This window comes from Amorphus suaedae, from assembly GCF_053629675.1.
On record NZ_JBRJIT010000001.1, the window covers coordinates 1844745 to 1864397 of the forward strand.

At 70.1% G+C, this 19653-nt stretch carries 20 protein-coding genes; 9 read left to right on the forward strand and 11 right to left on the reverse strand.

From position 1 onward, the window contains the following. The first annotated feature begins 60 nt into the window (after positions 1-60). The 4 genes from AB7M35_RS08355 (at position 61) to AB7M35_RS08370 (ending at position 2123) form a co-directional block, all read left to right on the forward strand. Positions 61-711 carry an RNA polymerase sigma factor gene (locus tag AB7M35_RS08355; protein WP_453958805.1) on the forward strand — a complete coding sequence of 217 codons (651 nt, stop codon included), beginning with the start codon at positions 61-63 and terminating at the stop codon, positions 709-711. A 61-nt stretch (positions 712-772) separates the two neighbouring features. Continuing rightward, the gene (locus AB7M35_RS08360) at positions 773-1222 is read left to right on the forward strand and encodes a hypothetical protein (RefSeq protein ID WP_453958806.1); all 450 of its coding nucleotides are present in this window, start codon (positions 773-775) and stop codon (positions 1220-1222) included. After that, positions 1219-1719 carry a periplasmic heavy metal sensor gene (locus AB7M35_RS08365; RefSeq protein ID WP_453958808.1) on the forward strand — a complete coding sequence of 167 codons (501 nt, stop codon included), beginning with the start codon at positions 1219-1221 and terminating at the stop codon, positions 1717-1719. Before AB7M35_RS08360 ends, AB7M35_RS08365 begins: the two co-directional genes overlap by 4 nt. A gap of 119 nt (positions 1720-1838) precedes the next feature. After that, positions 1839-2123: a DUF6460 domain-containing protein gene (locus AB7M35_RS08370; RefSeq protein WP_453958809.1), complete on the forward strand. Its 285-nt coding sequence runs from the start codon at positions 1839-1841 to the stop codon at positions 2121-2123. Between the two features lie 404 nt (positions 2124-2527). Here the strand turns inward: AB7M35_RS08370 and infC are convergent, their stop codons facing one another. Both infC and AB7M35_RS08380 read right to left on the reverse strand, forming a co-directional pair. After that, positions 2528-3070, reverse strand: a complete 543-nt coding sequence (infC, locus tag AB7M35_RS08375; RefSeq protein ID WP_453960676.1) for a translation initiation factor IF-3 — start codon at positions 3068-3070, stop codon at positions 2528-2530. A 224-nt stretch (positions 3071-3294) separates the two neighbouring features. Next, positions 3295-4455 (reverse strand): glycosyltransferase family 4 protein, encoded by a 1161-nt coding sequence (locus AB7M35_RS08380; protein ID WP_453958810.1) that lies wholly within the window; start codon positions 4453-4455, stop codon positions 3295-3297. Between the two features lie 126 nt (positions 4456-4581). On the opposite strand from AB7M35_RS08380, the gene AB7M35_RS08385 reads away from it, so the two are divergent. Beyond that, positions 4582-5367 carry an alpha/beta hydrolase gene (locus AB7M35_RS08385; RefSeq protein WP_453958811.1) on the forward strand — a complete coding sequence of 262 codons (786 nt, stop codon included), beginning with the start codon at positions 4582-4584 and terminating at the stop codon, positions 5365-5367. Positions 5368-5409: 42 nt separating this feature from the next. On the opposite strand, the gene ubiB is transcribed toward AB7M35_RS08385, so the two are convergent. Together ubiB and ubiE are read right to left on the reverse strand one after the other, a co-directional pair. Next, positions 5410-6993: a 2-polyprenylphenol 6-hydroxylase gene (gene ubiB / locus AB7M35_RS08390; protein ID WP_453958813.1), complete on the reverse strand. Its 1584-nt coding sequence runs from the start codon at positions 6991-6993 to the stop codon at positions 5410-5412. 4 nt (positions 6994-6997) lie between these two features. Next, on the reverse strand, positions 6998-7780 hold the full coding sequence (gene ubiE / locus AB7M35_RS08395) for a bifunctional demethylmenaquinone methyltransferase/2-methoxy-6-polyprenyl-1,4-benzoquinol methylase UbiE (RefSeq protein WP_453958815.1): 783 nt from the start codon (positions 7778-7780) through the stop codon (positions 6998-7000). Between the two features lie 128 nt (positions 7781-7908). Here ubiE and mutM point away from each other — a divergent pair, with 128 nt between their 5' ends. The 3 genes from mutM to AB7M35_RS08410 all read left to right on the forward strand — a co-directional run bounded on the left by mutM (position 7909) and on the right by AB7M35_RS08410 (position 10591). Beyond that, the gene (gene mutM, locus AB7M35_RS08400; protein WP_453958817.1) at positions 7909-8790 is read left to right on the forward strand and encodes a bifunctional DNA-formamidopyrimidine glycosylase/DNA-(apurinic or apyrimidinic site) lyase; all 882 of its coding nucleotides are present in this window, start codon (positions 7909-7911) and stop codon (positions 8788-8790) included. Positions 8791-8834: 44 nt separating this feature from the next. Continuing rightward, positions 8835-9383 carry a hypothetical protein gene (locus tag AB7M35_RS08405; protein ID WP_453958819.1) on the forward strand — a complete coding sequence of 183 codons (549 nt, stop codon included), beginning with the start codon at positions 8835-8837 and terminating at the stop codon, positions 9381-9383. A 314-nt stretch (positions 9384-9697) separates the two neighbouring features. Next, positions 9698-10591, forward strand: a complete 894-nt coding sequence (locus AB7M35_RS08410; protein ID WP_453958821.1) for a leucine-rich repeat domain-containing protein — start codon at positions 9698-9700, stop codon at positions 10589-10591. A 77-nt stretch (positions 10592-10668) separates the two neighbouring features. Here AB7M35_RS08410 and purH read toward each other — a convergent pair whose 3' ends face one another. The 4 genes from purH to htpX all read right to left on the reverse strand — a co-directional run bounded on the left by purH (position 10669) and on the right by htpX (position 16715). Then, the gene (gene purH, locus AB7M35_RS08415) at positions 10669-12285 is read right to left on the reverse strand and encodes a bifunctional phosphoribosylaminoimidazolecarboxamide formyltransferase/IMP cyclohydrolase (RefSeq protein ID WP_453958822.1); all 1617 of its coding nucleotides are present in this window, start codon (positions 12283-12285) and stop codon (positions 10669-10671) included. Positions 12286-12434: 149 nt separating this feature from the next. Beyond that, positions 12435-14096, reverse strand: a complete 1662-nt coding sequence (locus tag AB7M35_RS08420) for a heparinase II/III family protein (protein WP_453958824.1) — start codon at positions 14094-14096, stop codon at positions 12435-12437. A 271-nt stretch (positions 14097-14367) separates the two neighbouring features. Beyond that, complete coding sequence (gene rsmB, locus AB7M35_RS08425; protein ID WP_453958826.1) at positions 14368-15750, reverse strand: 16S rRNA (cytosine(967)-C(5))-methyltransferase RsmB; 1383 nt, start codon at positions 15748-15750, stop codon at positions 14368-14370. Next, positions 15747-16715: a zinc metalloprotease HtpX gene (htpX, locus tag AB7M35_RS08430; protein ID WP_453958828.1), complete on the reverse strand. Its 969-nt coding sequence runs from the start codon at positions 16713-16715 to the stop codon at positions 15747-15749. The genes rsmB and htpX overlap by 4 nt, the downstream gene beginning before the upstream one ends. Before the next feature lie 120 nt (positions 16716-16835). On the opposite strand from htpX, the gene AB7M35_RS08435 reads away from it, so the two are divergent. Further along, positions 16836-17051: a DUF1674 domain-containing protein gene (locus tag AB7M35_RS08435; RefSeq protein ID WP_453958830.1), complete on the forward strand. Its 216-nt coding sequence runs from the start codon at positions 16836-16838 to the stop codon at positions 17049-17051. Here the strand turns inward: AB7M35_RS08435 and AB7M35_RS08440 are convergent. The 3 genes from AB7M35_RS08440 to AB7M35_RS08450 are packed head-to-tail and all read right to left on the reverse strand — an operon-like array spanning position 17009 to position 19631. Further along, a complete protein-coding gene (locus tag AB7M35_RS08440) occupies positions 17009-17911 on the reverse strand; it encodes a DMT family transporter (protein WP_453958832.1) in 903 nt (300 codons plus the stop codon). The genes AB7M35_RS08435 and AB7M35_RS08440 overlap by 43 nt on opposite strands. Next, positions 17908-18642 carry a gamma-glutamyl-gamma-aminobutyrate hydrolase family protein gene (locus tag AB7M35_RS08445; RefSeq protein WP_453958834.1) on the reverse strand — a complete coding sequence of 245 codons (735 nt, stop codon included), beginning with the start codon at positions 18640-18642 and terminating at the stop codon, positions 17908-17910. The genes AB7M35_RS08440 and AB7M35_RS08445 overlap by 4 nt, the downstream gene beginning before the upstream one ends. After that, complete coding sequence (locus AB7M35_RS08450; RefSeq protein ID WP_453958835.1) at positions 18639-19631, reverse strand: amidoligase family protein; 993 nt, start codon at positions 19629-19631, stop codon at positions 18639-18641. Before AB7M35_RS08450 ends, AB7M35_RS08445 begins: the two co-directional genes overlap by 4 nt. Between the last annotated feature and the right edge of the window lie 22 nt (positions 19632-19653).

Below are 19653 nucleotides of genomic sequence, written 5' to 3' on the forward strand. Positions count from 1 at the left end.
TATATCGCGCGTTGCGGGACCGGTGGTCGCGCCGTGGAAACGACCCATTGAGAGGTTCCCATGGCCGCTTCCATTGATGCGGTCGCCGGACCGCGGACACGAAAGATCGATCCGACGACCATCGTGGACACGACCGCAACCGAGGACGGGGACGCCAGGCTTCTCGCGCTCATCGCGCGCGGAGACGAGCGGGCGTTTGCCGAGCTCGTGCAGCGCCATACCGGTCGCATCCATGCGCTCGCGCGCCGCTTCACCGGCTCGTCGGCCGATGCCGACGACGTCGTGCAGGACACCTTCTGGTCGGTGTGGCGCAAGGCGGGCGGATGGGACCCGCGCGGCGTCAAGGTGTCGACGTGGATCTATCGCATCGCGCTGAACCGGTGCATCGATCTCGACCGGCGCAAGAAGGTCCGGCGGCTCGTCGGCCTCGACAGCGTCGACGATCCGGTCGAACCTGATCCCGGCGCGGAGCATGGGGCGGTCGTCCGCGACGAGTTGCAGGCCGTGGCACGGAACATTCAGGCATTGCCTGCGCGCCAGCGCGCGGCAATCCTGCTGGCGGCATCGGGAGACATCTCCACGTCGGAGATCGCGGCGCGGCTGGGGGTCAGCGACGGCGCCGCCGAGCAGCTTCTCGTCCGGGCACGCCGCACGCTGCGACAGAACAAGCTTGACCGCGAGGCCTCGGGTACGGCCGAAAGCGGCGCATGAACAACGATCGAACGGGTTGCGGGTCCGCAGACGGACGGCGGCACTCGCGGAGGCAGGACGGATGAGCAGACCTTTCACCCTGGCGGACCTGGAAGCGTTGATCGACCGATACGGGTCGGACGCGCACGCCTGGCCGCGCGGCACCGCCGAGAGCGTCACCGCGCTGGTTGCGCGCGACGACCGGGCGCGCCGCCTCCTCGACGCCAGCCGCACCCTCGACGCCGACTTGCGTAGCCTCGTCGCCCCCTCCCCGGTTCACTCCGCCACGGTCGGGCGCATTCTCTCCGGGGTGCGCGAACGTCAGTCCGCCGGCCCCGGCTTCCATCTCTTCACGCCGGCGCGGATGGCGGCCTTCGCGTGTGTCGCGGTGGGTTGCATCGCGCTCGGCGCGACCCTGGGCCTGGTGATCGACCGGCAGTCTGGGCAGTCCTGGTCCCAGGGCGAGGACGTGGCGGTGCTGGTGCTCGGCGTCGGCCAGGACGACGGCTTTGCGGCGGGAGACAGCCTATGACGCTGCGCGGTGGCTGGGCGATCGGCGTGCTCGTCGCGCTGGCGGTGTCGCTCGCACTCAACTTCACGCTCGGCGGCTTCGTCTCGGCGCGGATGTTCATGCCGCACCCGCCGCCGCGCGGCGGGTTCTCCACCTTCATGACCGCCGCCGACCGGGCCTTCCCCCAGGAGATGCGGGCGGCGCTTCGCGACGATCTCTTCAACGACCCGTCCGTGAAGACCCACTTCGAGGCCCTGCGCGCGGATCGCAGGAAGATGTTCGCGGTGATGCGGGCGGAGCCCTTCGATCCCGACGCCCTGAAGAGCGTCCTCGACGAGATCCAGGCGAACACCTTGGCGCTTCAGCAGGCGGGGCACGCCGCCCTTGAGCGGATCGTCGCCCAGACCCCTGCGGACGTGCGCGCCCGGATCGGACTGCGCGATCATGACTTCGATCGGCGGCACGGTCCCCCCGACGGCCCGCCGCCGGACGACCTCCCCCCGCCGCCCCCGGAATGACCACGGCCGGAGCCGGCCCGTCACGTCGAGGCTTGAAGACGCGGACCGCCGCACCTTGATATAGGGACGGACGCGGCCCACCCCGGCGCGGCGCGCCCAGACCGAGGATATCGCCTGACATGACCGAGCAACGTTCCCTCATGCGCCGCTTTCTCGGCGGCTCGCCGGGCCAGGTGCTGATCAAGCTGGTGGTGCTCTCGTTCGTCGTCGGGCTGGCGTTCGCGGCCATCGGCTTCACCCCCGGCGACATCGTGTTCTACCTGACCGACTGGATCCGCCACCTGCCGACCATCGGCTGGGACGTGGTCGTGGAGATCGGCCAGTACCTGCTGCTGGGCGGGATGATCGTGGTGCCGATCTGGTTCGTCGTGCGCGTGCTGGAGACGGTGCGCTCGCGGGGCTAGCGCGTCCCGGCCGGGCCGGAGCGGCCTGGCTTTGGGGACTGCCGCGGAGATTCCACCCGCGCGCGATGCCTCTCCCGCTTCGGGGCCGCGTCAGGCGGGCACGTGGATCTGCGGTGCGACCAACCTGCCGAACCGGCGGACGATCCCGACTATTCCGATGGATTGAAGCTGAGGGCTCGAAAGGGCGCCGGGGACCCGGACCGGTGATCGACGGGTCGGCGCGCGGAGCCGCCACAGTCCGGCCCCGGTGCAACTCTCGCCACGAAGGCGGCTGCGATGCGGCCTGCGGCGCCTAGGCGGCGGTAGGGTTCACGCGGCGGCGCGGCTCAAGGGGCGGAGGATGGCGGGGCGCATGCGCGCCCCTTCCCCCGTCCCTCGCATGCGCCGGGAGTTCGACGAGGCGATCAGCGGCTGGCCGGAGCCAGCACCATCACCATCTGCCGGCCTTCGAGGCGCGGCTCGGACTCGACCTTGGCAAAGTCCTCGGTCTCCGACTTGACCTTGCGAAGCAGGTCCATGCCGATTTCCTGATGCGCCATCTCGCGCCCCCGGAACCGCAACGTCACCTTGACCTTGTCACCTTCGTCGAAGAAACGCTTCATCGCCCGCATCTTCACGTCGTAATCGTGCGTGTCGATGTTCGGACGCATCTTGATCTCTTTGACCTCGACCGTCTTCTGCTTCTTGCGCGCTTCGGCAGCCTTTTTCTGGCTCTGATACTTGAACTTGCCGAAATCGAGAATCTTGCAGACGGGCGGATCGGCGTTCGGAGAGACCTCTACGAGATCAAGACCGGATTCCTCGGCGATGGCCAAGGCTTCGTCTGTCTCGACGACACCCCGGTTGTTGCCTTCGGCGTCGACAAGTTGAACCCGCGGAACACGGATCTCGGAATTGATGCGCGGCCCTTCTTTGGTGGGCGGCGGAGCGCGGTGCGGACGGCGAATGGTACGTTTCTCCTAGTCTGTTCAGGGACAGGACGCGGTTCGCGGCGAGAAAAGGGGCCGAGCAGGCGGGAGAGAACACCCGTAGCCCCGCACGCAAAGCGCCGGGGCTCCTGAACTCGATCCGTCAGGACGCCACGAAAGCGGCCTGCGATGAAGATCGGGGCTTTGGTCCGGGAAGTCAACGCCGGATTGCGCGGAAACCCGCGCGAACGGCCGGGAACGGCCTAGCCGCGACGCCCGAGCAGCTCGCGATAGACGGCCATCGTCCGGTCGGTCATCGCCTCCAGCGAGAAGGCCCCACGCACATGGGCGCGCGCTCGGTCGGCAAGCGCGGCGCGCGCATCCGCGTCGAGGTCGAGGGCCGAGGCAAGCGCCTTGGCCAGCGCGGCGGCATCGCCGGGCGGCACCTTCCAGCCGGTGCGCTCGGCCTCGCCGACCGCGGGCGGCGTCGCCACCGTCTCGCCGACCGCGCCGAGTTCCGACACGATGACCGGCCGGCCGGCGGCCTGCGCCTCCACCGCAGCGCGCCCGAACGCCTCCGGCTCGATCGACGCCACCACCACCACGTCGGCGGCCTCCATCGCCGCCGGCACGTCGCTGCAGTGGCCCGGCAGGACCACGCGCCCCTCCAGGCCGAGCTCGGCAACGCGCGCGCGCAGCCCCGCCACGTAGTCCTCGCGGCCCTGCGCGTCGCCGGCCAGCACCGCCACGCAGTCCGGCCGGGAGGCCAGCTGCGCCAGCGCGCCGATCACCACCGCCTGGCCCTTCCAGCCGGTGAGGCGGGCGAGCTGCAGGATGATCCGCGCCCCTTCCGGCACCCCCCACTGGCGCCTGAGCGCCGCCGCGCGCTCCGGGAGGCCGGGATCGGCGAAGGCGGCGAGATCGGTGCCGCGGTGGATGGTGACGATCCGGCCTTCCGCGAAGGGATGGCGCGTGCGGATGAGGTCGGCGGTGTAGCCGGAGTTGGCGATCACCACGTCGCCGCGCGCCATGACGGAATTGTAGGCGCCCTTGAGCCAGGATTTCTGGTTGTAGGCGCCGTGATAGGTGGTGACGAACGGCCGTCCGGTGCGCCGCGCCGCCCACAGCGCCGACCAGGCCGGCGCGCGCGAACGGGCATGGATGATGTCGACCCCCTCCTCGCGCACCATCGCCGCGATCGCCGCCGCGTTGCGCCGCATCCGCCACGGGTTCTTTGTCCGGGCGGGAAACGCCACGTGCTCCGCCCCGGTGGCCTTCAGCTCGTCGACGAGCTGCCCGCCGTCCGACAGCACGATGGCGCGCCAGCCCTCGTCCACCAGGCGGGCCGCCACGTCGACCGCCGTGCGCTCGGCGCCGCCCGTGTGGAGTTCGGGAACGATCTGCAGGACGGTCGGTCTGGACACGGATGCGGCTCGACGATGAGGGATCGTGCCCCGGCTCGGTGCACGGGCCCGGGGAGATTGGCATCGCGCGCCGGAGATCGCTATGCCAGGGGACGGCGACGATAGCACCGGAGCGAAGGCAGGCAAATGAGCGACACCGCACCGCACTTTCTCACCGTCGGGACCGATGCCGACGCCCGCCGCATCGCGGTGCGCGACCGGCCCGGCGACAGCCCCGGACTGCTGTGGCTGGGCGGTTTCATGTCGGACATGCAGGGCACCAAGGCGGTGGCGCTGGACGAATGGGGCGCGCGCACCGGCCGCCGGGTGACGCGCTTCGACTATTCCGGCCACGGCGAATCGGAAGGCCGCTTCGTCGACGGCACCATCTCCCGCTGGCTCGACGAGACGGAAGCCGTGTTCGACGCCTTCTGCACCGGGCCGACGATCCTGGTGGGCTCGTCCATGGGCGGCTGGATCGCGCTCCTGCTGGCGCGCCGGCTCCAGGCGGCCGGCAAGTCGGACCGGCTGGCGGGCATGGTGCTGATCGCGCCGGCGGCTGACTTCACCGAGCGGCTGATGTGGGCCGCCTTCCCCCAGGACGTGAAGGACACCATCGAGCGCGACGGCGTGTGGCTGCGCCCCTCCCCCTACGGCGAGGATCCGTATCCGATCACCCGCGCGCTCATCGAGGACGGCCGCCGGAATCTGCTCTACGACGCCGGGCCGATCGAGACAGCCTGCCCGGTCCACATCCTCCAGGGCGTGCAGGACGCCGACGTGCCGTGGTCCCACGTCAGCGACCTGGTCTCCCGGCTCGCCCGCGACGACGTCGTGCTGACGCTGATCAAGGACGGCGACCATCGCCTCTCCCGCCCCCAGGACATCGAACGGCTGTTCGCCACCGTCGAAGGGCTGTCGGAGGAGGACTAGGGCCTTTGCCGTCCGCAATCCCGCGCCCGCGCGCGCGGCGGTCTAGAACGCCACCGAGACGGCGATGACGGCCAGCGAAATCGCGCCCAGCCACAGCGCCGCCTGGCGCGAGCGGCTGCGGCGCGCCTCCGCTTCGGCGATGGCATCGACGGTCTCGGCGGCGAGGATCAGACCCGTTTCCGCCATGCCGGTGAGGCCGTGGCTGGCGCGGCTCATCTTGTCGACGAAGTCCGGGAACTCGGTCATGAAGCGCGACAGCGCCGAGAGCCCCTGTCCGGCCTCCTGGATGAAGTGGGCGGGACCGATGTGCTCCTCCATCCAGCGGCGCATGACGGGTTCGGCCACGTGCCAGATGTCGAGGCGCGGATCGAGGGTGCGGGCGACGCCCTCCACCACCACCATCGTCTTCTGCAGCATGATCAGCCGCGGCTGGGTGGTCATCGCGAACAGCTCGGTGACCTCGAACAGCTGGGTCAGCAGCCGCGCCATGGAGATGTCCTGGGCGGTCTGGTCGCGGATCGGCTCGCCGATGGCCCTGAGCGCCTGGGCGAACACGTCCGGATCCTGGTCGGCCGGCACGTAGCCCGCCTCGAAGTGCACGTCGGCCACCATCTTGTAGTCGCGCCGGATGAAGCCGTAGAGGATGCGCGCCAGGAACGAGCGCTCGTCCTTATTCAGGCGGCCGGTAATGCCGAAGTCCACCGCCACCAGCGTTCCGTCCTCTTCCACGAACAGGTTGCCCGGATGCATGTCGGCGTGGAAGAAGCCGTCGCGCACCGCGTGGCGCAGGAACGACTGCAGCACCGTCTCGGCGAGGAGCTGCATGTCCAGCCCCGCCTCGCGCACCAGATCCATCTTCGACAGCTTGATGCCGTCGATCCACTCCATGGTGAGGATGCTCTTGGTGGTACGCGACCAGTCGACCGAGGGGACGCGGAAGCCCGGATCCTCGGCGCAGTTCTCCGCCATCTCCGACAGCGCGGCCGCTTCCAGGCGCAGATCCATCTCCAGGTGCACCGAGCGGGCGAGCGTGTCGACGATGGCGATCGGCCGCAGCCGGCGGGCCTGGGGCGCGAAGCGCTCCACCAGCCGGGCGGCGAGGTAGAAGCTCTCCAGGTCGCGGGCGAACCGGCCGGCGACGCCCGGCCGCAGCACCTTCACCGCCACGTCGCGCACGAACCCGTCGGCATCCAGGACGGTCGCCCGGTGAACCTGGGCGATCGAGGCGGCGGCCACCGACGGCCCGAACTCGATGAACGCCTCGTCGAGCGAGCGGCCCAACCCCTCAGCGACGGCCAGGCGCGCCGCGTCGTCGGAGATCGCCGGGACCTCGTCCTGCAGCTTGGCCAGTTCGGCGGCCGCATCCGCGCCGACCACGTCGGCCCGGGTGGCCAGGAACTGGCCGAGCTTCACGTAAGACGGCCCGAGCCGGTTCAGCGCCTGGGTCAGCCGGGCGGCCGCGTCGGTGCGCTTGACGCCGCGCCGCTCGGCAAGGCGCGCCACGCTGATGGCGAAGCGCGCCGAGGGCGGCAGGTCCGGCAGCGCGACGAGCCCGAAGACCCCTTCGCGCGCGAGGACGAAGCCGGCATTGACGAGGCGCAGGAAGGGCGCGACCTGAAGCGGCATCCCCTCAGACCTTGAAGGCGGAATGGATGGTGGCGATCCCGCCCGAGAACGGCCGGAACGACACCCGCTCGAAGCCCGCGTCCTCGATCTCCACGGCGAACCGCTCGGCGATCGGGAACGTGCGGATCGATTCAACCAGATACTGGTAGGGCTGGTCGTCGCCGGTCACGGCGCGCCCCATGCGGGGAATCACCTGGAACGAATAGGTGTCGTAGACGCGCTTCAGGATGGGCAGATCCACCGGCGCGAACTCCAGGCACATGAAGCGCCCGCCGCGCTTCAGCACACGGTAGGCCTCGGCCAGCGCGGCCGCGCGGTCGGGCACGTTCCGGATGCCGAAGGCGATGGTGTAGGCGTCGTGGCTGCGGTCGGCGAACGGGATCGCCTCGGCATTCGCCTGCACGAAGCGGGTGCGTTTGTCGGCGCCGCGCTTTTGGGCGCGCTCCGCGCCGACGCCCAGCATGGCGGCGTTGATGTCGGCGACGGTGACGCTCACCGCCGGCCCGCCGCGATCGAGGATGCGGAACGCCACGTCGCCGGTGCCGCCGGCCACGTCGAGCACCTTGTAGCCGGCGCGCGTTCCCTTCGGCGGTGCGAGCCAGCTGACCAAAGCGTCCTTCCAGAGCCGGTGAAGGCCGCCGGACATCAGGTCGTTCATGATGTCGTAGCGCTGGGCGACGCGGTGGAAGACGTCGTCCACCAGCCCCTGCTTCTCGCGGGCCTGCACCTGGCGGAAGCCAAACGGAAGTTCTCCGGCCTTACGCTCGCGCATGTCGGTGTCGCTCATGGATGTCAGACCTTTCCTGCGGGACGATAGCGGTCCCAATGCATGGCGGCTATGGTGACGACCATCGCCGGGTCGGCCGGGCCATCGCCCCGCCGCTCCGGCACCCTCCGCCAGCGACAGTCTTTGTGATGCCCGAGCTTCCAGAAGTCGAGACCGTCAAGCGCGGCCTTGAGCCCCACCTCGTCGATCGCACCATCCTGGCCGTCGAGCAGCGCCGCCCCAACCTGCGCTTTCCGTTTCCGGAGCGATTCGCGGATCGGCTGGCGAACCGGCGCGTGCTCCGCCTCGGCCGCCGCGCCAAGTACCTGCTCACCCACCTCGACGACGGGACCGTGCTCCTGATGCACCTCGGCATGTCCGGCTCGTTCCGCATGGAGCAGGACGGCGACGCCGACACGCCGGGCGCGTTCCACCACGCCCGCAGCAAGAACCCCGTCCACGACCACGTCGTCTTCCATCTCGATAGCGGCACCCGCGTCGTCTACAACGACCCGCGCCGCTTCGGCTACATGTCGCTGATCGCCGACGACGAATTCGACGCGCATCCGCTCATCCGCGGGCTCGGCGTCGAGCCGATCGGCAATGCCCTCAGCGGCCCCTTCCTGGCGGAGCGATTCGCCGGACGCGCCGCGCCCCTGAAGGCGGCGCTGCTCGACCAGGGCGTCATCGCCGGGCTCGGGAACATCTACGTCTGCGAGGCGCTGTGGCGCGCCCGCCTGTCGCCGCGCCGGGCCGCGGGCACCATCGTCCGCCGTGACGGGCGCCCCACCGAACGGGCCGAGCGCCTCGCCCACGCCATCACGGCGGTGATCGCGGACGCCATCGTGGCGGGCGGCTCGTCGCTGCGCGACTATGTGCAGGCCGACGGCTCGATGGGCTATTTCCAGCACACCTTCGCGGTCTACGATCGCGAGCACGAACCCTGTCCGCGCCCGGACTGCCGGGGAACCGTGACCCGCATCGTCCAGAGCGGCCGGTCGACCTTCTTCTGCCCCGAGTGCCAGAGGTAGACTGCGGCCAGCCGGACGCCGCCGAACGACCAATAGGAGAGATCATGGACACCGTTTGCCGCTTCAACGTCCCCGGATCGGCGGGACGCGCAATGCCGCTCCTGGCCCTCGCAACGCTCCTTCTGGCGGCGACGGCCGCGCACAGCCAGTCGTCGATCACCGTCTCCCCGCTGTCCGAGCAGGACTGCGCCGCGCTCGCCAAGGACGTGAGCGACCGGACGGGCGTCTCGGTGGATTCCACCATCGGCAGCGCCGACGCCTACATGTACACCAACCTCGTCGGCAACGCGTGCCTGCTGTCCGGCACCGCAACCGGCGTGTCGAAGGATCTGACGCAGCTCTCCGTCGTCGGCGAAGGGTACAAGGGCTGGACGCGCGTGCCCGCCTACGACGCGGACGGCCCCGGCTCCACCAGCGTCACCTTCAAGCGCGACAAGGCCTGGTTCGGCCTGTCCGTCGGCGCCGAACCGCCGGCCGGGCGCTGCGACGACGTGATGATTTCCGACTGCAAGGCGCCGATGGAGGACTGGACCTGGACGGTGTCGGGCATGGCCTTCACCGCCCCGTCCACGGCGGACCGGCCGTCGTTCTAACCCCGACCGACGGCTCCCGCGGGGGCCGGTGAAGCCGGCCCCCGGGCTCGACCACCCGAGCCCCCGCGACGGCCTCGGTCGCGACGGGCTTTGCTGCGCGGTCCCAAGGCCTTCGCGATGCGCGTGTGTGGGAGGATCTTTCGGGCGATGGCCTCGGCGGGACGGAATTCGGGTCCGGCACCGGAAGCGCGCTCGCGGCGCAGTTTGGTCACAAGATTGACCGAAGTCGCGGCGAGACTTTCCGGACGCCGCTCCCTCGCCGGCAGTCCCTTCGGCGAGGCGCACGCGACGGCGATTTCGCACGAGAGAGCCCCATGTCGCTGATTTCGAGCTTCATCGATCGTCTCGCCGGTGCCACCCGTGTCATCGACATCGGCGGCCAGAAGATCCCCGTGGACGCCGAGATCGTCGACCTCGGCGGCGCCCGCGACGTCGACGACGTCTCGCCTCTCGCCGCGCTGACCTGCGTGAAGGAAATCTACCTGTCGGAGACGTGCGTCGGCGACCTCTCCCCCCTCGCCGAGCTGGAAACGCTGGAGGTCATCGACATCTCCGACACCCCGGTCGCCGAGATCCGGCCGCTGGCCGGCCTGCACCGGCTCACCCACCTGTTCGCGCCGCGCACGCGCATCTCCTGCCTCGACGGATGCGAGACGCTCAGGTCGCTGCTGACGCTGGTAATCCGGCAGACGACCGTCGCGGATCTGTCGCCGCTTGGCGGCCAAGTCCATATGCGCCAGCTCGACGCCTCGCACACGCCGATCGCCGACGTCGCGCCGATCCGCCAGATCGCGGGGCTGGGCGACCTTCGCCTCAACGGCACGATGGTCTCGGACCTGACGCCCCTCGCCGCGCTGTCGCAGCTCAGCCTCCTCGACGCCGGCTTCACGCAGGTGGACGACATCGAGCCGGTCGCGGAGATCAGGGACCTGAAGAACCTCGAGCTGTCGCGCTCGGAGATCCGCACGGTCCACCCGCTGTCGGAGATGGTTCACATGTGGCGGCTCGGCATCCAGGGAACGGCGGTCAGCGACTTCTCGCCGCTCGCCGCCCTGCCCGAGCTGCGCAGCCTGTCGATCGGGATGCCCCTGTCGAAGTCCGAGTACGACGCCTTCGCGACCATCGACGTGACCGCGCTGGGGCTCGACTGGCAGACGTTGTCCAGCCGCGAGAGCGTCCAGTCGTTCCTGTCCCGGCACGCGGCCTAACGCGCTTCCGACCGACGCGCCGACCGGGAGCCGTCGACCTTGCGGGAAGGGCCACGGCGCCGGGGCTTGCGGGCGGCCTAGTGCCGGAAGTGGCGCACGCCGGTGAAGACCATCGCGATGCCGGCTTCGTCCGCCGCCTTGATGACCTCGTCGTCGCGCATCGACCCGCCCGGCTGGATGACCGCCGTGGCGCCGGCGTCGATGGCCGCCAGCAGCCCGTCGGCGAACGGGAAGAAGGCGTCGGAGGCCACCACCGATCCGCGCGTCAGCGGCTCGGCTATGCCGGCCGCCTCCGCCGCGTCGGCGGCCTTGCGCGCCGCGATCCGCGCGGAATCGACCCGGCTCATCTGGCCCGCGCCGACGCCCACCGTCGCCCCGTCCTTGACGTAGACGATGGCGTTCGACTTCACGTGCTTGGTCACCCGCCAGGCGAACTTCAGGTCTGCCAGTTCCTGCGCGCTCGGCGCGCGCGCAGTGACGACCTTCAGGTCGCAGTCCTCGACCACCGACCCGTCGCGGTCCTGCACCAGGAAGCCGCCGGCCACCGACTTGAACATCGGCGTGTCGGTGCGCGGGTCCGGCAGGCCGTCGGTCAGCAGCAGGCGCAGGTTCTTCTTGGCGCCGACGATCCCGATCGCCTCCTCGCTGGCGCCCGGCGCGATGATCACCTCGGTGAAGATTTCGGTGATGGCGCGTGCCGCCTCCGCGTCGAGCGGCCGGTTGAGCGCGACGATGCCGCCGAAGGCCGAGACAGGGTCGCACAGCAGCGCCTTGCGGTAGGCGGCGACGATGCTCTCGCCCTCGGCCACGCCGCACGGATTGGCGTGCTTGATGATCGCCACCGCCGCGGTGCGCGCCGGATCGAACTCGCCGGCCAGCTCGAAGGCCGCGTCGGTGTCGTTGATGTTGTTGTAGGAAAGCGCCTTGCCCTGCACCTGGCGCGCGGTGGCGACGCCCGGGCGCGCCGCACCGGCGCGATAGAACGCCGCCTGCTGGTGCGGGTTCTCGCCGTAGCGCATCTCGGAGATCAGCCGGCCGCCGAGCGAGCGCCAGGTCTGGTCCGGCTCGTCGACCTCGCCGGCGAACCAGCCGGAGATCGCCGCATCGTAGGCCGCGGTGCGCGCGAACGCCTTGGCGGCCAGCTGCTTGCGCAGCGCGAACGGCAGCGCGCCCTCCCCGGCCTCGAGCGTCTCGAGGACCCGGGCATAGTCGGCCGGATCGACGAGCACCGTCAGGTAGGCGTGGTTCTTGGCCGCGGCGCGGATCATCGCCGGCCCGCCGATGTCGATCTGCTCGATGACGGCGCGGAATTCCGCCCCGGCCGCAACCGTCTTCTCGAACGGATAGAGGTCGATCACCAGGAGGTCGATCGGCTCGATGCCGTGCTCCGCCATCTGGCTCGCGTGCTCGGGTTCGTCGCGGATGCCGAGCAGCCCGCCGTGCACCAGCGGATGCAGCGTCTTCACGCGCCCGCCGAGGATTTCCGGGAAGCCGGTGACGTCGGAGACGTCGGTGACCTCGAGCCCCGCGGCCTTCAGCGTGGCCGCCGTGCCGCCGGTGGAGAGCAGGCTGACTCCCTTGGCGGCCAGCGCCGCGGCGAACTCGGCGACGCCGGTCTTGTCGGAGACGGAGATCAGGGCGCGGCGAACGGCGACGCGATCGGGAAGAGCCACGGACGACGGCGCGGTCACCATGAGGGGGTATCCTTTCGAGCGAGACGGCAGAAACGTGAGCTTGGGGGCCGGGACGGGGGAGATCCGCCAGATGTGGTGGACCCTTCCCGACCGTTCGAGGAGGCGGGTACCACATTTCGGTCGGTCACCGGAAGCCGTGGCGGCGGGCCTCAGATCAGAAGCGGCGCTTCATCCTCACCTTCCTCGGCGCTCGGGCGCTTGCGCGTGCGGACGCGCTCCGCCTCCTTCTCCAGCCGCCAGGTGATCTCGGTCTCGCCGGAGACGCGGCCGTAGAGCACGATCTGCGCCGTGCGCCGCATGCCGTGGGAGCCGACGAGGAACACCGATTCCTCCAGCTCCGGGTCGGCGCCCTCCGCCACGAAGCGCCAGGCCGAGCGGTCGTCGCAGACCAGCAGCACGCTCTGGCCGCCCTGGCTTCGGTTCGCCTTGACCGAGGGGTGCAGGTGGAAGCGGATCGCGAACGGCGTCTGTTCGCGCGCGCCCCTGGGCGTCGGGGTCAGCCGGTCGCGGCCCATGACGACCCGCCCGTCGGACGACAGCACGATGGTTCGCTCGTGCACGACACCGAATTTCGCCGCGTATCCGTCGTGATCGGCGACCACCGAAATCTGGTCGGCGCTCTCCTGGCGGTAGACGTCGACCTCGCGGGGGCCGTGATAGAGCAGCGGGCCCAGCGTCGCGCCGACGCCCTTGGGCGGCAGGATCCGGGCCGACGAGGTGTCCTCGACGACGAGGGTGGAATGGGCGGCGGTGGTGCGCGCCAGGTCGCGCCAGATGGCCCGGCCGCTGCTCGGCATGCCGCAGTTGACGATGATGCGGTTCGCCCGGTCGCTGAACTCGAACGACAGGGTCCCGGCGTGCGCCTCGCGGCCGAAGCGCAGCGGCGGCGGCAGGCCCGTGTCCATCAGCACGACGGCGCCGCCGGCCTCCAGCCGCTGATAGCCCGAATGGCGGGCGTTGCCGGGCGAGGTGCCACGCGAATCGTCGTAGGCGAGCACGGTGGCGACGAGATCGGTGGGCGTCGTTCCCATGCCGTTGAACAGGCCGAACGTGCCGTCGCCGTGCCGGAAGAACCGCACCATCGGCATCATCCGGTCGATGGCGTCACCCAGCGTCTGGGACGGCGTGATGCCCCGGACGGACAGCGCCTGCCGGATCGGCAGCAGGTCGACCAGCAATTCCAGGATGACGCCCGGGTTCCGGGAGATGTGGCCGCCGTCGGCGAGCACCTGCTCGTTGATCTCGCGATCGAGCGCCCTGGTGATCCAGCGGGCGAAGCCGGGCTGGTCGGAAATGGCGGCGGCCGCGGCCGTCAGCGCCATCACCATCCGCATGCGCGGCAGCCCGTCGGACGAGCGCGCGAGCGCGCAGCGCAGGTGATTGACGTGCCGGCCGATGGCCTTGAGGAAGCGCTGATAGAAGGCGTGGTCGCAGCCTTCCAGGATCAGCGGCGACTGGGACAGCCAGGAGAGCAGCCGCCGCGACGCCACCGTGTCCTCCCACGCCTCGGGCGACAGCTTCGGCCCCAGCCGGATCCACTCGTCGACGAGCGCCCGGGCGTTCGAGCGCGACAGCGCGGATTCCGACGCGCGCAGATGGCGGAGCCACGAGAAGCCGTGCAGCGCCCGGGCCCACTCCTGCGACGGCGGCACGACGATGAACGGCGAATTGCCGCCGACGTCGATGGAATGGCCGGCAAAGGTGAACAGGCCGGCGTAGATGTCGGTGGCGACCGTGGGGTCGGCGGTGCGGATGTCCTGGGGGGCGATGACCAGCCGCGAGGGCGTCGTCTGCGCAAATGGGCCGATCACGTCCCATCTGCCCGGCAGATGGGATCCTACCGTCTTCTGGATGGCAAGCGACCAAAGGTGCCACCAATCGGAACCGGTGCGTTTCGCCATTGGCGCGGTTCAGACTCCAGAACAGTTCGGCTGACGACACCCGCCCCCGATTCGGACCCGTCGACGCTACAAGTCGACCCACAAGACAAGGAATGACGCTCCAAGTCACGCGATGCGCGATCGGATGCGATGCCCCAAGACCCCCGGAATAGGAGCCCCGCCGCGAGTCGTCCAGCGACGGTTAGACTGTTTTTAAAATTCGCGCTGCGAAAAAGCCATCGAGTCCGCTCAGCCGTGCCTCGTCGTTCGGCCAGTGCGAGGGCAGCGTGCGCAGCCAGCCGTCCGGCGAAATCGCATCTTCCAGACCCGGAAGCTCGTCCGGCGTGACCGGCGATGCGGTGAACTCTGGATGCGCGGCCAGGAACGCGGCGACGCGCTCCTCTCCCTCCTCCGGCTCCAGCGAGCACGTCGAGTAGACGAGCATGCCGCCGGGCTTCACCCAGCCTGCGGCGCGCTCGAGCAGCTTCGCCTGGAGGTCGGCGAGCGAGGCGACGTCCTTCGGCCGCTTCAGCCAGGCGACGTCCGGCTGCCGCCGGATCGTGCCGGTCGACGTGCACGGCGCGTCCAGCAGGATCGCGTCGAAGAGCTCCGCCGGCGTCCATGTCCTGAGATCGGCCGAGACCACCTCGGCCTCAAGCGACAGACGGGAGAGGTTTTCCTTGAGCCGCGTCAGCCGGCCGGCGTTGGAATCGACCGCCGTCACGACCGCGCCGGCCGCCGCCAGCTGGGCCGTCTTGCCGCCGGGGGCCGCGCACAGGTCGGCGACGCGCTTGCCGGCGACATCGCCCATCAGGCGCACCGGCAGCGCCGCCGCCGCGTCCTGGACCCACCAGGCACCCTCGTCGAAGCCGGGGCGCTCGGTAACCGGCCCGCCGGCGATGGTGCGCACGGTGCCGGTCGGCAGCACGATGCCCTCCAGCCGTTCCGCCCAGCCCTCAGGGTCCGACTTCACCGTCAGGTCCAGGGCCGCCTCGACCATGTGGGCCTCCGCCATTCGGCGGGTGGTCTCGCGGCCGTAGATCTTCGTCCAGCGCTGGAACAGCCACTCGGGCGTGTTGACGACCGGGCCGTCGATGTCCGCGAGCAGCGTGTCGCGCTCGCGGCCGGCGCGGCGCAGGACGCCGTTGACGAGGCCCGAGAAGCCGGCGGAGGACGCCTCGGCCTTGGCCAGATCGACGGAAAGATGCACCGCCGCGTGATCGGCGACGTCGAGAAACAGGATCTGCGCGAGGCCCAGCCGGAGAATCGTGTCGGCGCGGCCGGCGGAGCGCGGCAGCGGCCGGTTGAGGAGCTTGGCGAGCACCGCGTCGATCTCGCCGCGCCGGCGAAGGACGGCTCCGATCAGCGTGCGCATGAAGCCGCGGTCGCGCGGCTCCAGCGCATCGAAGCAGCGGGAGATCTTGCTGGTCTCCAGCACCGCGTCCACCGGCAGCTGTTCGCTTCCCATGTGCTCCAGGACGTCGACGGCGAGCTCACGGGCGGCGAAGCCCGGAACCGACGGGCGGCGGGAGCGATGGGAATGCGGGCGGGAGGACGGTGCTTTGCTGGCCGCGGGAGACTTCATCCCCACGGTCCGCGCCGGCGCGAGGTCGGGCGAACGGAGGCACCGGTCTGCGGGACCGAGCCGCGCCCGTAGCCGCGGCCCACCGGCCCAGCGCGGCCGAGGACCGCGCCCTCGCCCTGCCCCATCTCGCTCGCGAACTCCTCCAGCGCGGCCACGCGGTTGGCGGTGTTCGGATGGGTCGAGAACAGGTTGTCCATGCGCTGGCCGGACAGCGGGTTCACGATGAACATGTGGGCGGTTGCCGGGTTGCGTTCGGCTTGGGGGTTGGGAATGCGACGCGCTCCTGCTTCCAGTTTTTCCAGCGCGGAGGCGAGCCACAAGGGCTGGCCGCATATTTCCGCGCCCATCCGGTCGGCCGAATATTCACGGGTCCGGCTGATGGCCATCTGTACCAGCATCGCGGCAAGCGGCGCCACGATCATCGTCAGCAGCACGCCAACGATGCCCAGCGGATTGTTGTTGTTGCGCGAGCCGCCGAAAAAGAAGGCGAAGTTGGCGAGCATCGAGATCGCGCCGGCAAGCGTCGCGGTCACGGTCATGATCAGCGTGTCGCGGTGCTTCACGTGGGCGAGCTCGTGCGCCATCACGCCGGCGATTTCCTCGCGGCTCATCATCTGCAGCAGGCCGCGGGTGGCGGCAACGGAGGCATTTTCCGGGTTGCGGCCGGTCGCGAAGGCGTTGGGCTGATCCTCGTCGAGGATGAACACCCGCGGCATCGGCAGCTGCGCGCGCGCCGCCAGCTCGGCCACGAGGTTGTAGAATTCCGGCGCACTGCGCGCATCGACCTCGCGCGCGTTGTGCATCGACAAGACCATCTTGCCGGAATTCCAGTAGGAGAACACGTTCATCGCGGCCGCCACGAAGAACGCGATCAGCATGCCGGACTGTCCGCCGATCATGAAGCCGATGCCCATGAACAGCGCCGTCATGGCCGCGAGGAGGAGTGCGGTCCGGAAGAAATTCATCTAGTCGGTCGTCCCTTGAAGACTCATATCACCACCACGCTTCGACGCGCGGCCGCTGGCGTCCTATAGATGGTCGCGGCCCAGCGGGGCGACAAGCGTTGCCGCGGACAAGAGGACATCATGACGGATACGCCCGACTACCAGGCCAGCCAGCCGATCGCCGCTGCCACCGAGACGAAGCCCCTGAGCGACGCCGCGAAGCGCGCGCTGGCCGAGGCATCGGCGCGCCGCAAGGCGGAGCAGGATGCCCAGCCAGAGGAGATCGGCGGACGGGGCGGCCTCGATCCCGCGCGCTACGGCGACTGGGAGGTCAAGGGCATCGCCTCGGACTTCTGAACGACCGGCCTCTGCGACAGCCGCCACCAAGAGTGCAGCGCAAGGGTCGCCAGCAGCACCGCGCCGCCGACGACGGCGTGAACCGTGGGCACGATGCCCACCACCAGCCACACCCAGACCGGGCCGAGGATCGTCTCCAGCAGCATGATCAGGCTGACCTCCGCGGCGGTGATGAAGCGCGGGCCCTGGGTGATCAGCGTGAACGAGACCGGGACCACCAGCAGCACCAGGATCGCGGCCCACAGGAGATCCGGGCCGGCGAGCAGGCCGGTCTGGCGGAACGGCGCCGCCGCGACGGCCACGATCAGCCCGGCCAGCGAATAGAGCAGCCAGACGTCCGAGGCACGCAGCTTGCGGATCAGCGTAAAGGCGAGCCCCAGCGAGATCGGCACCACCGCTCCGATCAGGTCGCCCGTCCAATTGCCGGCCTCGGTCAGGTGCGACGAGAGCATGATGGCCACCCCGGCAAGGCCGGCCACGATCGCGATCGCCGTCGACGGCGCGATCCGCTCGCCCAGGAGCACGCGGCTGGCGATCGCCGCGCACAGCGGCGTGGCCGCCACCATCACCAGGATGCGCGCCGGATTGGTGGTCGCCACCCCGCCCACGAAGGCGAGCTGGCAGATCGCGAAGCACACCGAAATGGCGAGCCCCGTCCAGCCGCATGCCCTGGCATAGGCCCTGAGCGCGCCGCGATGGCGGATCAGGCCCAGCATCCCCACGACCAAGAAGATGCCGACCCCGCGCCAGAAGATGATCGTCATCGGGTCGGCCGACATCAGCCGGATCAGCATGGCGTCCGGCGACAGGATGAGCACGCCCCCAACGGTCAGGAGCGTCCCCTTCATCTGATCGGTCATTTGGGCTCCGCGCCTTGCTCGGCGTCTGTTGTGGTGTGGCGGTCGGGATCGGCGGCAAACCGCATAGCATCCCGCACCAGCGCGCGAAACAGGCGCCGCTGCGACCGCTTGAAGATCAGGAGCTCCGGGTGCCACTGGACGCCGATGCGGAACGGCTTGCCGGTCGCCTCGATCGCCTGGACGATCAGCGCCTTGTCGCGCGCCACCACCTTTAGCCCGTCGCCGAGACGGTCGATGGCCTGGTGATGCAGCGCGTTCACCCGCATCCACCGGAGCTTGATGATGCGCGCCAGCATGCTGCCCTGGACCAGCGTCACAGTCTTGCGCGGCAGGATCGTCCGGAGCTTCGGCGGCGGTGCGTCGAGGGTGTAGATATCGGCGATCAGGTTGCCGCCGGCCGCGACGTTCAACATCTGGGCGCCCCGGCAGATACCGAGCACGGGGATGCGCCCCGGCAGCACCCGCCGCATCAGGCCGATCTCCAGCGCGTCGCGATCCGGATCGAGACGGACGTCGGCGACGATCTCGCCGCCGTAGAGATGCGCCGAGATGTCGTCGCCGCCGCCGGCGATCAGGCCGTCCAGCGTGCCGATCAGGGTCTCGATGTCGTCGTCCGGCACGATCCGCACGGTGCGGCCGCCCGTCACCCGGATGGCGATGGCCGTCATGAAGTAGCTGCGCCACCCGCCCTTCGCCGACGTGGTCACTCCGATCAGCGGCCGTTCACTCAAGACATCACCTTGTCGACCATCGCATCCCAGTCGGGCTCGCCCGCCAGCCAGGAGGCGCGCCACCGCCGCCAGGCCCGCGAAAGCAATTCCAGCCGATGGTCGTCGGATGCCAGCTCCTCCACCATCACCCACCGGTTCCATTCGCCGGTGATCGACCAGCCCGGATCGCCCACCCGGGCATCCGGCAGCCGGTAGTGGAAGGTGGGGCGCTTGGCCTTCGGCGGATGTCCGAGCGCGTGCGCGACCAGCGCCTCGTCCATGGAAGCCAGCAGCGGCAGCAGGTCAAGGTCGCGATGCTTGTTCGGATTGGCGCGGCAGTAGGCGCGGATGAAGGTGTCGGCGTCTACGGTGTCGCCGGCGTTGACGACCCAGTCGACGAAATCCGTCGGGAACGGGTCGATGAACGGCAGCAGCGTGCGGGTCGGATCGAGCTGCATCCGCCGCCGCAGCCAGGGCGACAGCAGCAGGAAGGCGCGGAAGATCTTCAGGACCGGCCCGATGTCCCGCGACGGAGTTTCGATGTTGAGGTGAAGGCCGAACGCATAGGGCGCCCACTCGCCGGTGCCCTGGGCTCCGGCGGCGGCCAGCGCCAGCACGAGCTCGTCCAGCTTCGGCAGCAGCTCGTAGGAGACCGGCGGCGCGATGATCTCGGCCGGCACGACGATCGAGGCGACGCGGCCGAACGCTTCCCGCATGGCGAGGTCGGTCGGGCCCGAGCGCTCGCCCGGATGCGCGTAGCGGCTGTCTAGCTCGATGGTGAAGGTGCCGTACTCGGTCCCCTCCACCGTCCAGCGGTGGGGATCGGACGAGCGGACCGACCCGCCCAGCCGCGACTTGACGATGTAGGCGGTGTCGGCCGTGTCCAGGCCGGCGAACTCGACCTCGACGCCGACGCGCCGGGGATTGCCCTCCGCCCCGACCGTCCACGGCGGCGCCAGGGCCACCGGCACGGACGGTCCGGAAGAGGTCGGGGTGTTTCTGAGAACCATCCGTCCGCTCCCGTTGCCCGGG

Coding starts and splice junctions, on each gene's coding strand:
- AB7M35_RS08410 (WP_453958821.1), top strand. CDS start 9,698: ATGTCGCTGATTTCGAGCTTCATCGATCGTCTCGCCGGTGCCACCCGT.
- ubiE (WP_453958815.1), bottom strand. CDS start 7,780: ATGAGCGACACCGACATGCGCGAGCGTAAGGCCGGAGAACTTCCGTTT.
- AB7M35_RS08435 (WP_453958830.1), top strand. CDS start 16,836: ATGACGGATACGCCCGACTACCAGGCCAGCCAGCCGATCGCCGCTGCC.
- AB7M35_RS08450 (WP_453958835.1), bottom strand. CDS start 19,631: ATGGTTCTCAGAAACACCCCGACCTCTTCCGGACCGTCCGTGCCGGTG.
- AB7M35_RS08370 (WP_453958809.1), top strand. CDS start 1,839: ATGACCGAGCAACGTTCCCTCATGCGCCGCTTTCTCGGCGGCTCGCCG.
- AB7M35_RS08440 (WP_453958832.1), bottom strand. CDS start 17,911: ATGACCGATCAGATGAAGGGGACGCTCCTGACCGTTGGGGGCGTGCTC.
- ubiB (WP_453958813.1), bottom strand. CDS start 6,993: ATGCCGCTTCAGGTCGCGCCCTTCCTGCGCCTCGTCAATGCCGGCTTC.
- htpX (WP_453958828.1), bottom strand. CDS start 16,715: ATGAATTTCTTCCGGACCGCACTCCTCCTCGCGGCCATGACGGCGCTG.
- AB7M35_RS08405 (WP_453958819.1), top strand. CDS start 8,835: ATGGACACCGTTTGCCGCTTCAACGTCCCCGGATCGGCGGGACGCGCA.
- AB7M35_RS08385 (WP_453958811.1), top strand. CDS start 4,582: ATGAGCGACACCGCACCGCACTTTCTCACCGTCGGGACCGATGCCGAC.
- purH (WP_453958822.1), bottom strand. CDS start 12,285: ATGGTGACCGCGCCGTCGTCCGTGGCTCTTCCCGATCGCGTCGCCGTT.
- AB7M35_RS08355 (WP_453958805.1), top strand. CDS start 61: ATGGCCGCTTCCATTGATGCGGTCGCCGGACCGCGGACACGAAAGATC.
- AB7M35_RS08360 (WP_453958806.1), top strand. CDS start 773: ATGAGCAGACCTTTCACCCTGGCGGACCTGGAAGCGTTGATCGACCGA.
- rsmB (WP_453958826.1), bottom strand. CDS start 15,750: ATGAAGTCTCCCGCGGCCAGCAAAGCACCGTCCTCCCGCCCGCATTCC.
- AB7M35_RS08365 (WP_453958808.1), top strand. CDS start 1,219: ATGACGCTGCGCGGTGGCTGGGCGATCGGCGTGCTCGTCGCGCTGGCG.
- mutM (WP_453958817.1), top strand. CDS start 7,909: ATGCCCGAGCTTCCAGAAGTCGAGACCGTCAAGCGCGGCCTTGAGCCC.